The organism is Shewanella sp. KJ2020 (assembly GCF_024197625.1).
Lineage (GTDB): Bacteria > Pseudomonadota > Gammaproteobacteria > Enterobacterales > Shewanellaceae > Shewanella.
The window spans coordinates 38300-52756 of the sequence record NZ_JAKUKD010000011.1; the positions used below are offsets into that span (position 1 = coordinate 38300).

At 45.1% G+C, this 14457-nt stretch carries 15 protein-coding genes; 2 read left to right on the forward strand and 13 right to left on the reverse strand.

Annotated elements, in window-relative coordinates; all coding sequences use genetic code 11:
- From MJO46_RS06635 to rppH, 10 genes are all read right to left on the reverse strand, one after another.
- Nucleotides 1–441: a protein YgfX gene (locus MJO46_RS06635; protein WP_253988640.1), complete on the reverse strand. Its 441-nt coding sequence runs from the start codon at nt 439–441 to the stop codon at nt 1–3.
- Nucleotides 422–670: a succinate dehydrogenase assembly factor 2 gene (locus MJO46_RS06640; RefSeq protein WP_253988641.1), complete on the reverse strand. Its 249-nt coding sequence runs from the start codon at nt 668–670 to the stop codon at nt 422–424. Before MJO46_RS06640 ends, MJO46_RS06635 begins: the two co-directional genes overlap by 20 nt.
- An 84-nt stretch (nt 671–754) precedes the next feature.
- Complete coding sequence (nhaR, locus tag MJO46_RS06645; protein WP_253988642.1) at nt 755–1663, reverse strand: transcriptional activator NhaR; 909 nt, start codon at nt 1661–1663, stop codon at nt 755–757.
- Nucleotides 1664–1738: 75 nt separating this feature from the next.
- Nucleotides 1739–2125, reverse strand: coding sequence for a hypothetical protein (locus MJO46_RS06650; protein ID WP_253988643.1), 387 nt, complete (start codon nt 2123–2125; stop codon nt 1739–1741).
- A 2-nt stretch (nt 2126–2127) separates the two neighbouring features.
- On the reverse strand, nt 2128–3297 hold the full coding sequence (gene nhaA, locus MJO46_RS06655; protein ID WP_253988644.1) for a Na+/H+ antiporter NhaA: 1170 nt from the start codon (nt 3295–3297) through the stop codon (nt 2128–2130).
- A 117-nt stretch (nt 3298–3414) separates the two neighbouring features.
- Nucleotides 3415–4209, reverse strand: a complete 795-nt coding sequence (gene thyA, locus MJO46_RS06660) for a thymidylate synthase (RefSeq protein WP_253988645.1) — start codon at nt 4207–4209, stop codon at nt 3415–3417.
- Nucleotides 4209–5015, reverse strand: a complete 807-nt coding sequence (gene lgt / locus MJO46_RS06665) for a prolipoprotein diacylglyceryl transferase (RefSeq protein ID WP_253988646.1) — start codon at nt 5013–5015, stop codon at nt 4209–4211. The genes thyA and lgt overlap by 1 nt, the downstream gene beginning before the upstream one ends.
- A 42-nt stretch (nt 5016–5057) precedes the next feature.
- Complete coding sequence (locus tag MJO46_RS06670) at nt 5058–5858, reverse strand: sulfite exporter TauE/SafE family protein (RefSeq protein ID WP_253988647.1); 801 nt, start codon at nt 5856–5858, stop codon at nt 5058–5060.
- Nucleotides 5859–5916: 58 nt separating this feature from the next.
- Nucleotides 5917–8151 carry a phosphoenolpyruvate--protein phosphotransferase gene (gene ptsP / locus MJO46_RS06675; RefSeq protein WP_253988648.1) on the reverse strand — a complete coding sequence of 745 codons (2235 nt, stop codon included), beginning with the start codon at nt 8149–8151 and terminating at the stop codon, nt 5917–5919.
- A 23-nt stretch (nt 8152–8174) separates the two neighbouring features.
- Complete coding sequence (rppH, locus tag MJO46_RS06680) at nt 8175–8699, reverse strand: RNA pyrophosphohydrolase (RefSeq protein ID WP_198782678.1); 525 nt, start codon at nt 8697–8699, stop codon at nt 8175–8177.
- A 690-nt stretch (nt 8700–9389) separates the two neighbouring features.
- On the opposite strand from rppH, the gene mutH reads away from it, so the two are divergent.
- Both mutH and MJO46_RS06690 read left to right on the forward strand, forming a co-directional pair.
- Nucleotides 9390–10061 carry a DNA mismatch repair endonuclease MutH gene (gene mutH, locus MJO46_RS06685; protein WP_253988649.1) on the forward strand — a complete coding sequence of 224 codons (672 nt, stop codon included), beginning with the start codon at nt 9390–9392 and terminating at the stop codon, nt 10059–10061.
- A gap of 122 nt (nt 10062–10183) precedes the next feature.
- Nucleotides 10184–11251 carry an adenylate/guanylate cyclase domain-containing protein gene (locus MJO46_RS06690; protein WP_198782676.1) on the forward strand — a complete coding sequence of 356 codons (1068 nt, stop codon included), beginning with the start codon at nt 10184–10186 and terminating at the stop codon, nt 11249–11251.
- Nucleotides 11252–11255: 4 nt separating this feature from the next.
- Here the strand turns inward: MJO46_RS06690 and oxyR are convergent, their stop codons facing one another.
- The 3 genes from oxyR to MJO46_RS06705 form a co-directional block, all read right to left on the reverse strand.
- The gene (gene oxyR / locus MJO46_RS06695) at nt 11256–12167 is read right to left on the reverse strand and encodes a hydrogen peroxide-inducible genes transcriptional activator OxyR (RefSeq protein ID WP_253988650.1); all 912 of its coding nucleotides are present in this window, start codon (nt 12165–12167) and stop codon (nt 11256–11258) included.
- Nucleotides 12168–12408: 241 nt separating this feature from the next.
- Nucleotides 12409–12774, reverse strand: a complete 366-nt coding sequence (locus MJO46_RS06700; protein ID WP_253988651.1) for an Hpt domain-containing protein — start codon at nt 12772–12774, stop codon at nt 12409–12411.
- Nucleotides 12775–12956: 182 nt separating this feature from the next.
- Nucleotides 12957–13886: a TIGR01212 family radical SAM protein gene (locus MJO46_RS06705; protein WP_253988652.1), complete on the reverse strand. Its 930-nt coding sequence runs from the start codon at nt 13884–13886 to the stop codon at nt 12957–12959.
- Between the last annotated feature and the right edge of the window lie 571 nt (nt 13887–14457).

A 14457-nucleotide genomic window follows, 5' to 3' on the forward strand; every position in this document is an offset into this window, starting at 1 on the left:
CTAAATTTCAGTACGAGATTTAGCCTGCAATGTTTTAGCATTGAGCAGCAAACGACATAAATGCCGATAATCAGCATCGGTAAACATATCGGCCCAAAGCGGCAATAACCGCGGTTTAGCATCGATATCGAGATACATCAAACATACAAACGGGGTCACCCAAGTTCGCCGCAGCACCTGAAAATGCTCCCCAGTAGCAAGCCGCCCCTCGCCATTGCGATTGAGTACAAAACTGAATTGCCAATCTTTTAGTCGCCAAAGTTGATACAGCAAAAAACACACAATCAGCGAAATAATTGCCAATTTTAATAGAAAAATGCCAAAGGATTCTGTTTGGGGCCAAGCGAGCAAAGATGATAGGCAAATAGACATAAAAACGACCAACGAGAGTCGTTGGTCGAAGGAGGCTTTAACACTAAAACTATGGTGCCGCTCTTCCACGAACTTTCACCACCATACGAGCTAACTCAGCGTCAGGGCAGGTTTCATGGCCCATAAACCACGCGAATAATTCCGGATCTTCACACTCGAGTAAGCGAATAAACACGGCTTTATCTTCATCGGACAAATCTTGATAAACATGTTCTACGAAGGGTTGAAACAGTACGTCTAGCTCCAGCATCCCGCGGCGACATGCCCAACGCACCCGTGCAATGTTCATTAATTCCAAGGTTTTTCTCCCAAAACAAATTTGGCCTTAGTCTACCAGTTCATTCACTAGGGTGTCGATTGAGGACTAGTGTAAGAGCCCAAATTAGCATTGCTGCACTTGAGCATCGAGACCCGCAAACAAATCACTGAAATCCGTATCTAATAATCGTTTTACCGCCGGATGTTGGATCATTCGCTCGGCAAACATCACATGGTATTCCTCTTTCACATCGAGGGTTTCACCGAGTAAATGCATTCCATGGGAGATCACCTCCTGACGATAGATAGATGGCGTCACAAAAATACCGCGCTTCAGGTATCCAAATGCCTTCATCATTGCCGCATCATCAAACTCACCTAAAATACTCACGTTGAGATTTTGCTCATCAAACCAACGATATAACTGCTGGCCAAGGGAAGTCCTACGTCCAGGGATCAGTAATTGAGCCTGTTCTAAACAAGCAGGAAAATCTGTACTATAGGGTTCGGCCGAGAAAAAACTCACGCCACATTCGCCTAACTTCTTCGAGAGGATTTCAGGGTATTTCAAAGACTCGCCAGCACAATCTGAGAGGATAATATCTAACTTATGTTCACGCAGACGTGCCATTAAACTCTCGTGTGTCGCTTCATAACAAGCCAAATGCATTGAGCCATCGTTCGGGACAACGGTCAATAAAACACGACTAACCAAGGCCTTAGATAAGGCATCGGCAATGCCTACCTCAAACAGAATCGCATCATCTTTTTGATAGTTAAGTAGATCGAGCATCTCGTAGCTAAGACTGAACATTTTATCCGCATAACGAAACACCAACGCCCCTAATTCAGTCGCCTCTAAGGTGCGCCCCACTCGCTTAAATAGACTGCCATTTAACCTGTCTTCTAAGGCGCGGATCTGCCCAGTTATGGTCTGCGGCGTCAAGCAAAGGGCCTCAGCAGCCATAGCGACTGAGCCCTTTTTTTTAATCATCCAAAAGTAGTACAAATGGTTATAATTCAAATGCAACATAGCCACTCACCTTTCCTATCATTTATTCCGTATTGCAAAGGTTCACCATACGCTCAGCTATGTGGCCCCTATTGGCTATTTTAAACGCTGACAATCCAATAGGTTAACAACTATGCCCTGTAATTGCTCTAGATCCGCAGCGGTCCCAGTACTGACGGCTTCTGTGACCCCCAAGACTAACGTATCGCGGTCAGGAATACGACTGGCACAATAGGTTCGGTTGGCTTCTTGGAAACGCTTGCCACCACGGTATTTAAGCGCTCGAGACTCATAACTGTTAGTTTCGAGTCTTGCGCCTAATGCCTCTGATTTAAATATCAAAGCACCATCGACTATACCTTCAAGGTAGCTCTGACAGGTCTGTGACGCTACATCTTTATTGCAGGCATCAATTTGAGAAGCCATCACAGTTGAAGATAAGGTTAAGAGTGCAGTTATTCCTACTAATTTCAACTTTATCATAATCATACTCCTTTTTTAGGTAATACTTTTGATAGCCAGAAATACCCAATCACAGCGGCAAAAATTGACCCCATCAAAGTGCCTAAGCGGGCCAAATCACCGTACATAGGATCCGCTTGCTCGAAGGCTAATGAGGCAATAAACATCGACATAGTAAAACCAATACCGCACATGGCCGCGACCGGCGCAATTTGCTTCCAGCCTATACCGTCGGGTAATTGCGCCAACTTCAATTTGACCGCCACAAAGCTAAACAGCATCACCCCAATCGGTTTCCCTAGGATTAACCCTAAGGCAATTCCCACTGGCACCGGCGAGATAAGTGTATCTAAACTCATATTTCCCAATGAAACACCCGCGTTAGCGAAGGCAAATACTGGCAGAATGAGGAAAGTGCTCCATGGATGCAGACTGTGCTCTAAATGCTCAGAAGGCGAGCTGCCATCTTTAGCACGAAGTGGTATACAAAAGGCAATGATGACCCCTGCCAGCGTCGCATGAACCCCAGACTTAAGCACCGCAACCCAAAGAATAAGGCCGAATATTCCGTATGGCGTCAGTGAGGTCACGCCTTTACGGTTTAAGCCAACAAGGCCCGCAATCGCCAAACTGGCTATCACTAAACTGATGGTCGATAAATCACTGCTGTAAAACAGCGCAATAATCACGATAACGCCTAAGTCATCGATAATGGCCAATGCTAATAGGAAGACTTTTAGCGCCACGGGAACACGGCTTCCCAGTAATGCCATAATCCCGAGTGCAAAGGCGATATCCGTTGCCGCAGGAATAGCCCACCCCGCCTGCGTTACTGGATCGCCATAGTTGAACAACAGATAAATCCCCGCAGGGGCGATCATGCCACCAATTGCAGCAAAGGTTGGTAAGGAAGCTTGCGTAACGCTCGACAGTGCTCCTTCGAGCAACTCGCGTTTAACCTCTAAACCTATCAGTAGGAAAAACAATGCCATTAAGCCATCGTTAATCCAGAGCAATAGAGGTTTATGGATATTGAGTGCGCCTACACGAACCTGAACATCAGTGCCTAAAAACCCTTGGTAAAGCCCTGATAAAGGAGAATTCGCCATCAACATAGCTAGGGCAACGGCAACCAATAGTAGGATGCCCCCCGCCGATTCTTGGCTCAGAAAGTTTCTAATTGCTTTTTCCATCTTGCACTCCATAAAACCATAATGAATTGAGTGTAGATGAATAGTAACAACAAATATAATCGTAAGTTTCGACAAAACACCTCGGTTTTTCCGAGGTGTTAGCCGAAAAAACGTCCACTAAATGGCAACGGGGGCTTTGATATGGGGATGAGGTTCGTAGTTAGTCAGTTCAAAATCTTCAAACTGATAGTCAAAAATTGACTTAGGTTTACGCAATATTGTCATGGTCGGCAGAGGTTTAGGCGCACGCGTTAATTGCAACGCCGTTTGTTCCATATGATTGGAGTACAAATGGGTGTCACCGCCAGTCCATACAAAATCCCCTAAAGCGAGATCGCACTGCTGGGCAACCATCATAGTCAACAGGGCATAACTGGCGATATTGAATGGCAATCCAAGGAACACATCACAGCTGCGCTGATATAGCTGACAGGATAATTTCCCTTCGGCGACATAAAACTGGAAAAATGCATGGCAAGGCGCCAGGGCCATTTTATCGAGTTCACCCACATTCCATGCCGATACGATAAGACGGCGTGAATCGGGTTGGGATTTTATTTGCGCAATCACCTGTGAAATTTGATCGATAGCATCGCCACTTTGGGTTGGCCAGCTGCGCCACTGTGCTCCATAAACGGGCCCCAAGTCGCCATTTTCATCGGCCCATTCATCCCAAATACTGACTTTATTTTCACGAAGGTAAGCAATATTGGTATCCCCCTTTAGAAACCAAAGTAGCTCATGGATAATAGAGCGCATATGACATTTCTTGGTTGTCACTAGGGGAAAACCCTTACTCAAATCGAAACGCATTTGATAGCCAAAGACCGAACGAGTGCCTGTACCTGTACGATCGGATTTATCCACACCTTCAGCTAAGATGTGCTTCATTAAGTCTAAATACTGTTGCATTACTGCTTACCCTGTGGACGAAAGATTAAATATAAACCGAATAAAATCATTGGCACAGATAGGATCTGTCCCATTGTCATAAAGCCCCAATAGAGTCCCAACTGTGCATCGGGTTGTCTGACAGTTTCCACCAGCACACGGAAAATACCGTAACCGAGTAAGAACATTCCCGACACTGCGCCGACTTTGTTGGTACGTTTGCTAAACCAGTACAAGAGCAAGAATAGAGCAAGACCTTCGAGCGCAAACTGGTACAACTGCGACGGATGACGTGGCTCAGGTCCACCGCTTGGAAACACTATGGCCCAAGGTACATCCGTTACTCGTCCCCAAAGCTCTCCATTGATAAAATTACCAATACGCCCAGCACCTAAGCCAATTGGCACCACAGGCGCCACCATATCTGCGACGGCAAAAAAAGTACGCTTTTGCTTCCACGCGATATAAATCATGCCCGTAATCACGCCCATCAATCCGCCGTGGAAGGACATACCGCCCTCTGAGATTTTAAATAAATACATAGGGCTAGCGATAAAATAATCGAAATGATAAAAGAGCACATATCCGACTCTACCGCCTAAAATCACCCCTAGGAATCCATAAAATAACAGATCGGACACTTGTTCACGCGTCCACAGTCCCTGGGATCTATCGGCTTGGCGATTGAGTAGCCACATAGCGGCGACAAAACCCACTAAATAGGTAAAACCATACCAACGTAAGGCGGGCTCAAAGGTTTGTCCAAAAAGATCAAAGGGGCCAAATTTAACAATCACGGGGTCGATATTGGGAAAACTCAGCGCCATAACACATCCATTAGCAGCCTCAGACAGAGGTAAATATAAAAACTAAGTCAACATTAACTTAAGGCCGACACACAGCAAAAAGAGTGCAAATATCTTTTTAAGTACAGGTGTTGGCCAAGTGCTCGCGGCTTTCACCCCCACAGGCGCCATTAAAACAGAAGTAATGATCAAACCAAACAATGCCGGTAAATAGATGAATCCGACGGTACCATAGGGTAATTCAGTGGCATTCATCCCCGCAATAATGTAGCCAAAACTGCCCGAAATAGAGATCAAGAATCCCATAGCCGCAGAAAAACCAACGGCGTAACGCATCTGCAAACCATAAAACGTCAAAAATGGCACAATAAGTATGCCGCCACCTATGCCGGTCAAACCAGCCAGAACCGCAACAAAGGCCGATACAACAAAAAGCACTGCCGGATTAGGCAACTGACGATTCGATTCGGTCTTCACTGGATATGCCATCTGAATGGTCATTAAAATGACGAAGATAGCAAAACCTTGCTGCAAGGTGTCAGCGGGAATTTGTTCAGCAATAAAGCCTGAAGCAAGCGCCCCGATCACCAGCCCAGGGAGCATAGGCTTGAATAAATGCCAAGGAATATTGCCACGCTTGTGATGCGCCCGCGTCGACGAAATTGAAGTGAGAATAATAGCCGCCAATGAAGTGGCAATCGCAATATGGGGTAACTGAGCAGAGGTAACACCGACCGATGGCAGAATATAAAGCAGTGCAGGCACGACAATCAATCCGCCACCAATACCTAATAATCCCGCCATAAAACCGACAAATGCGCCTAAGGCCAAGCAAATAAAAAACACCGACAACAAACTATCCACACGAATACCTGCAGCGTGATAAATTGAGGCCTTAGCTTAAAGCAAAAAATAACTTTAGTTAATTAAGAATTGTCGCTAGGCCCTGAGAGTTCAAATATTCTTTAACTAGCTCACGCACTTGAAAGCCATTAGATAGACTTAAAGCCTGTGCCAGCAATTGGTCCAAATCGGTGCGAGCCACTCGGCGCAACAGGTAATTGATGCGTGCTAGGCTACCTTGGTTCATGCTCAGCTGATCATACCCCATAGCCACCAATAGGATTGACCCCATAGGCTCACCCGCTAATTCGCCACAAATACTAATATCGAGCTTGTGGTAGCGGCAATCGAGCAGAGCTTGGTGTAAAGCCCGTAAAATACCTGGATGATAGCTATCGAATAATGAGCTTACCCTAGGATTATTACGGTCGACGGCTAATAGATATTGAGTCAGATCGTTACTCCCAACGGAAACAAAATCGACACGTTTAGCCACTTCATCGAGTTGATATAAGAGTGCAGGAACCTCAAGCATTATGCCTATTCGCGGCATAACAATCGCACTATTGACATCATTTTTTAATTCGATAAACGCCTGCTGTAAATATTCAAGGGACTGATCAATCTCATCCAAATTACTGACCATAGGCAGTAAAATACTCAATTGCCGCCCCTGCGCCCCAGCCAGCAGCATAGCTCTTAACTGCACTAAAAATAGTTCAGGATGATCGAGTGACAAGCGAATCCCCCGCCACCCGAGGAAAGGGTTATCTTCTTTAATCGGAAAATAAGGTAAAGGTTTATCACCACCCACATCTAAGGTACGCATCACAACAGGTCGACCGGACGCAGCCAATAACACCTGCTGATACACTTTCACTTGCTCAGATTCACTCGGAAACCGTTGTTGCAACATAAAAGGGATCTCAGTGCGGTAGAGTCCAATACCATCGGCGCCTTCGGCAATTTCAGAGGCAACACCACTAAGCAAACCGGCATTTAAATACAAACGGATACGAGAGCCATCAGTCGTCACTGAAGGTAACGAGAGCTCCTGAGCATATTGACGCTGCAGGGCTTTTTGCGCCGAAATTAAACTGCGATATTCACTGACAATCGCTGGTGATGGGGACACCATCAACTGCCCACGGCTAGCGTTAACCACTAAGAGTTTTTGATCTATATCGGCGGACAATAACTGTTCAACCCCCGTTATCGCTGGCACGCCCAGCGCCCGAGCGAGAATCGCAGCATGGGAATTGACGCCACCAAGCTCAGTCACAATCCCCGCCAGCTTTTGCCTTGGGAATTCAGCCAACATAGTCGCATCGGCTTCACGGGTCACTAAGATAACGGGCTTATCGGGCTCAAGCTCTAAACGCTCCGGCTCAATCAGTTGTCTCAACACTTTTTGCCCAAGGTCACGAATATCGCTAGCACGCTCTTTAAGATAAGGATCCTCCATAGCCAGAAACTGCTGGATGTACCTAAGGGACACACGACTGACGGCGGATTCAGCCTCCCATCCTAGCTGAACTTCACGGGCGTATTCGCCACCTAAGCTGGCATCATCGAGCAATAACTGCAACGCATTGAAGATAGAGACAACTTCTTCATCCTGCTCACGGTCAAATCGTTGGGATAGTGCGCCTATTGCCTCTTTGCACCGCGCCATCGCCGCGACTAATCGGCTAGACTCCAGTGCGATATCTTGGCAACGTATATCGGGTTGCTCCAAGGAAATCTCTCCACCCAGCACAAAGGCATGGGCAATGGCGATGCCATTAGAGGCTGAAGTACCTTGAAAAAGAATCTGTTGGTGATGTGAACTCACCTGTGCCTTTTGTTTTAAGCCGCGCACAGCCATAGCTAGCTGAGCCGCAAGCGTCATCAAAAAGGCTTCTTCACCTTCGCTAAACTGGCGAGCACTCGCTTGTTGAACAACAATAACGCCCACTACAGCTTTCTGGTAAATAATGGGGACAGCTAAAAAGGCGCGGTATTCCTCTTCGGCCACTTCAGGAAAGAGCTTAAATCTAGGGTGCAAGCGGGCATCGGCTAAATTAACTGCCTCTTCTCGCTCGGCGGCTAACCCCACCAATCCTTGGCTAAGAGGCATACGCACTCGACCAACGGCACTTTTTTCAAGGCCATCGGTGGCAGATAACACAAGTTCCTGCTGCTCTAGGATATAAACTGAGCAGCATTGGGTTTCCATCGCTGCTTTTGTCGATGAAACTAAGACTTCTAATGCGGTTTCTAGGCTATGGGCAGATGCCACAGCCTGGGTGATATCCCTGAGCGTATTTAACACTGTTTTCAATCCTCTTTTGAAAATCAGCCTGTTGCCTTTTGCCTTCCCCGCTTTCTTGGTATCTCATGGGTCTGGAATGACAATGCCGTTACCGCAAACTCTTTCATTACCTTACGATAAACATCACGCTTAAATGAAACGACTTGCCGTACCGGATACCAATAACTTACCCAACGCCAATCGTCAAACTCAGGATGTCCCGAAGAACTCAAATTAATCGCACTATCTTGGCTTTTCAGTTGTAACAGAAACCACTTTTGCTTTTGCCCAATACACACAGGTTTACTGTCTTGCCTCACTAAACGCTTTGGCAAACGATACCTTAACCAAGAGCGAGTCGAAGTTAATATATGTACGTGCTCGGGTCTTAGGCCGACCTCTTCGTATAACTCACGGTACATAGCTTCCTCCGCCGACTCACCATCGTCGACACCACCCTGAGGGAATTGCCATGAGTGTTGACCGAAGCGTCTGGCCCACATAACTTGGCCGTATCTGTTACAAATTATTATGCCCACATTTGCGCGAAAGCCGTCGCTATCAATCACATGGACTCCATATAAGGATAAATTTTAATAAACTGATTGTTTCATAAAGCTAGTCTCTCAGCAAACCTCTATTTTAAGCCGAGCTTTGGATAAATAAACCACCCATTCATATTTATCAACAACGCAAGGTCAGATGAATGGGGGATATCCACATTTTCTGTGGATATCTCTGTTTGAAACTCCCGTGAACTTGTTAGATCGTTCAAAAAACGTCAATTAAGCTTAGTTTAACACCTTGACCAAAAAAGATATAAAAACCTAAAATTCATACACATAAATAAAAATTACTGTAGTTTTTTACATAAAACACCATTAAAGGTCATTTTTTAATCAGCGGCATCTATGATGATCATTTCTTAAATCAGTGCCAATGTTATACACAGAACATACAAAAACTTGCCCACAATTAGGTAGACTAAGGATGATTTTTGCCATTGACTTGCATTTTTTATTGGGTTAAAGAGACAGTTTTCAGGAGTTATCCATAATATCTGTGGATAACTATGTGGGGAACGCAAGGGAAAGCCGAGAGTAACTTTGGACACTTTTATCATCTGATAGAAATCAATTCAATATCATCATTTAAATCATATAGTTAAACTCAATCACCGATTAAGGCACAGATATCCACTTTGCAGCTCACTTTTTAACCACTGTTGCTAAGCGCTTATTTTTCAGTAAAATTCCCCTATGAAACCCATAATTCCTCCACAGAATCTTACCGAGTTACTTGAGCGCGCCCATATGCTGGCGGGCATTAGCTTGGCCCAAATTGCTATTCAGAGAGGCATTCCCGTCCCCAAAGATCTTAAACGTGATAAGGGCTGGGTCGGTCAGTTAATTGAAATGGAGTTAGGGGCGACTGCGGGTTCAAAGCCGGAACAGGATTTTTTACATTTAGGTGTTGAGCTTAAGACGATTCCTATCGATACACTGGGAAAGCCCCTCGAAACGACTTATGTATGCGTCGCCCCGCTAATCAACATTGAAGGGCTCACCTGGCAAAACAGTTTAGTGTGCCACAAGCTGCAACGTGTACTTTGGGTTCCCGTCGAGGGAGAACGGCAAATCCCCGTTGGTGAGCGGCGAATTGGGACACCCATTCTGTGGGAGCCCGATCCGCAGGAGTTATACTTATTGCAACAGGATTGGGAAGAAATCATGGAGCTTATCGCCCTAGGTAAAGTTGAGAAGCTCACCGCCCGCCACGGTGAAGTATTACAACTGCGCCCTAAAGCGGCCAATAGTAAGGCTCTGACTCAAAGCATTGCCGAGGACGGCAGCCTCAAAATGACCAATCCCCGCGGTTTCTATTTAAAGACAGCCTTTACAGCAATGATACTAAATAAGGTTTTTGGTTAAATTTTCGTAGCAATATAGACTTGTATTGATCCAGATCACAAATATCACTGGTACTTTAGTGATGATTTTCTATAAACTACGGCATCCTGAAGTAATGGCCGTATTCGGATAAAAAGCGAGTAGTGAGAACACGTAGACAAGCGAAAAAACTTCTTTTTGCGATTTTAGCTTGGGCGATTGCCATGGCTGCTTTCGTGTTTTTTCGATATGCACAATCACCCGAGCTGCCCCAATGGGCGGTAGGCTCGGCCGATCTCGCCACACTTGCCGTGTACATGGGGATTATCTTCGGTAGCCTGCATTGGATGTCAAACCTGATTGCCGATTTCAGCGCCATCAATCGCCTACCCTATATATTTTCTGTTATTTTCAAAGGATTATTCCTGTTATTAGGTGCGACGACCTTGGCGTACATGACCCAGTTTTTAAATATGTGGGCCATTGAAAACCATATGTCGACCTTAAGACAGATGCTGACGGCACATATTCTGTACAGCCCCTCGTTTCAAGCCTTAATTGTTTATTTAGTCGTTGTGCGTGTGAGTTTAGCCTTTGTCGAACAAATGGCACTCCTTGTGGGGCCACGTATTTTACTCAACATTGGATTAGGTAAATACCACAAACCCCGCTACGAACAGCGTTTATTCCTGTATTTAGATATGGTTGCTTCAACCACACACGCAGAATCCCTCGGGGATTATCGCTTTAGTCGCTTAATTCAAGACAGTTTTAGCCTACTTTCGGATACGGTAACGAATAACGAAGCCGAAATTTATCGTTATATGGGCGATGCAGTGCTTATCCATTGGCCATTGGAAGAAGGCGTAGTGCACGACCGCTGTATGAATATCTATTTTGAATTTAGTCAGCAACTCAGCTGGCAAAGACGTTACTTTGAAGAGCACTACGGTTTTGTGCCTAAGTTCAAGGCGGCGGCCCACTGCGGGCAAGTGGTAGCGGCTGTTGTTGGGGTGCAAAAACAGGAAATTAGCTTCTTTAGTGACGTACTCAACACCTTAGCGAGGCTGCAAGACCAGTGTAATCCCCTCGGGCAACGTATGTTGATTTCAGGTGCACTCGCAGGACGCTTAGATAATCCCAATAGTGAGTATCGCCTGTCTCCTTTAGGGCCCGTCAAACTCAAGGGAAAACAACACTCGATTGAAGTGTTTGGCGTTTCCCCCCTTTAAGCCATTATTCCGTATCTTTAGCCAGCAGCTTTTGGATCATTAGCCCTAAAGTGCGGAAGGTTAAAATACGACTGGTCGTTTGTCGCCAGACTAAGCCGATATCACGATATGGCGCTTCACCCGGTGGTGTCATCACCACCAAATCGGTGTCATTTAAAATACCCGCATCTATAGCCATTTGCGGTAAGAAAGTCGTTCCGAGTTTACTGTTCACCATTTGTACTAAGGTGTGCAAACTCGTCGCCGCAAAGGGATTGACCTTAGCGCTATCACCCAGTTGGCAAGCGGTAATGGCATGGCCTGTAATGCAGTGTTCGCTCTGTAAGAGAAAGATGCTCTCGTCAGGCAAAGCTTGATAATCAATAGGTTGATGAATGCCGCCCGCGAGATCTTTATGGATCACCATCTTAAAGGGATCGATTCCTACCTTCATGCTGTGGTAACCACTGGTATCAACAGGTAGTGCAAGAATAAGTAAATCTAACTCCCCTTTACCTAAGGCATCCAGTAAACGCTCCGTCGTATCCTCTTTGAGTAATAGACTCATTGCCGGGTAAGTCTGCTGGCATTGGCGTACCACTCGGCTCAATAAAAACGGGGCTATGGTAGGAATACAGCCTAAACGTATATCCCCGGTCATAGGCTCGCCTTGGTTTTTAACCAGTTCGACCAAATCATCCACATCGGTGAGAATTTTACGGGCGCGCTGCACAACCTCCTCACCAATAGCGGTAAACATAAAGGACTTATGGTCCCGTTCAATCAATTGGTGCCCAAGCTGCTCTTCTAAATTCTGAATACCACTAGATAAGGTTGATTGACTGACAAAACACACCTTAGCGGCGCGGTTAAAATTTTGTTCTTGATGGAGATTTACCAAATAAAATAAATTTTTTAGGCTAGGTAAGCTTTTCATTTTATCGATTGCCACTAAGGTTATGGATTAGAAAATTAAATCTACTCTAGCACAAATGAGCAACAATAGGCTGGCATTAGTTATCAGGACTGTGAGCAGAATCGATATTCCATAGTTTGCAGACAAAGACTGTCAACTTAGGGCAAACATAATCAATGTTGAGGGGGAAAGAAACAGATGAATTGGCGCAGCTTAACTCAAGATTTAAATAATCACTGCGCCAATGGAAATCAAGCTAATGTTAGGCCTTAGCCTGTAGGAATAACTTGAGTTGTTGTAAATCGGCACTGGCAAACTCAACAATCTGGGCGACCCAAGAGCCGTGTTCTGCATTCCAACGCGCTTCTTCGCCGTGTTGCAGTAATTGAGCAATCTGCTGAATGCGTTTTAAACCAACGGATCCCGCCGCCCCTTTAAATTTATGGGCTTCGGAGCAGAGGGTATCTTTGTCTGCAGCATCGTTAGCCTTTACTAGGTTCCCCACATATTCAGGCATTAATTGCTCAAATAACACCACACTCTTAAGTAATGTCCCTGCGCCAATAGCACTACAGTACTGTTCCAGAGTATTGAGGTCTAGGATTGCTTCTAATTCAACTGTGGCCATCTAGGCCCCCCTTAAGTAGTCCAATGCTTAACATGAGTTTATGACATGATACCCACTAAAATTGTCTGTGCAACTTATAGCGGCATTTGTTGTCCAACAATGCTTTTATTTAACAAATAATCAACCATTTAAATAAGTAAATACTGTCAATCTGTCGCATTTGTCGTCAAATGCTGTGGCGATCATCGTCCCTCTAATGCCTCCCCTTGTCCACCCAAACGCTGCAAATTATCCACAATCGCCACTAAACCATCCCAGCGATAAGCGCACCAATCGGGGGCTAATAACATTGGTTTTTTTGCGTAGGCAGTGACGCGATGAAAAATGATCTCTTTTGGTGTATGCCGGATAAGCTCTCCAACGCTCGCGGCATACTCTTCGATATTGAGTAAGGGTAAGCGCCCCGCATGCCAAGCCTTCGCCATGGTGCTCCCCTCAACCACATGTAAAGGATGAAGCTTTAAACCATCAACTCCCTGCGCCAGCACGGCCTGTAGTGTCGCCATATAATCGAGGCTAGTTTCACCGGGTAAACCTAAGATAAGGTGAGTACACACCTTTAACCCTCGACTTCTGGCCCGCGAAACAGTATCAGAATAACAGGCAAAATCATGCCCGCGATTAATCTTGTGCAGCGTTCTGTCGTTTGCAGTTTGTAGCCCAAGCTCTAACCACACATCAACACCCTTATGCTGATAACTCGCTAATAAATCTAAGACATTATCTGGCACGCAGTCGGGACGAGTGCCGACACTCAGGCCCACAATCTCACTGTGTTTAACCGCCTCATCGTATTTGGCCATCAGCACTTGATACTCATCATAGGTACTTGTATAAGCCTGAAAATACGCGATAAATTTATCAGCATTCAGTTTAGGTTTCGCCTCTTTATAACGGGCTTTCCCCTGTTCTAACTGCTCACTGATGCTGAGCGTTTCCGCTTGCTGATAACTAAAAGAAGCAACATTGCAAAAAGTGCAGCCCCCACGCCCAAGGGTGCCATCCCGGTTAGGACAAGTGAATTGGGCATCTATCGTTAGCTTACGCAACCTCTCACCATATTTAGCCTTACACACGGCGCCGAATGTGTTGACATATGCATCAAGCCCCATTACTTCATCCGCCGAATTTCATATCGTTTCATTTAAAATAACCAAGATAAAACCGCAAGTTGCAAACAAAAAAGCGGGGTAAACACAATAAAAATCCTATTGTAAACAAAGCTGACCTTAGTTTTTTAGCGACAAGTCAAATTCCTGCTCGATAGTCAGTGCTAGTTGCAATAACCTGAGTCACAGTTCCCACTTCATTTACATTTTGTGATTTAACGCACAGCCAAAAAGAATAACCATTCACTTATTTTAAATTTTTATATCACCACTGTATTTGCAATAAAAATCACTATTTCTAAATCAAAAACAATCACCCGCAATGTTACATTTTGGTAAATCATGAGTATCATCGTTTTTAAAATTCTTTTTTATTCATAATGTTATACAGCGCATTTATCAGTTAACGTTAACGTAAGCTAATTGTACTTTGTGTATAAAACATGAATTAATACCCATATTTTATGCAAAATTTTGGTTTGACCTTTAGTGAATCTCAGGCTAATTTGGGTGGTTCGGGTGCATATCTATAGAAAGTCTTTACATTTCTCCCCGAGTAGTAATTAGTTGAGGT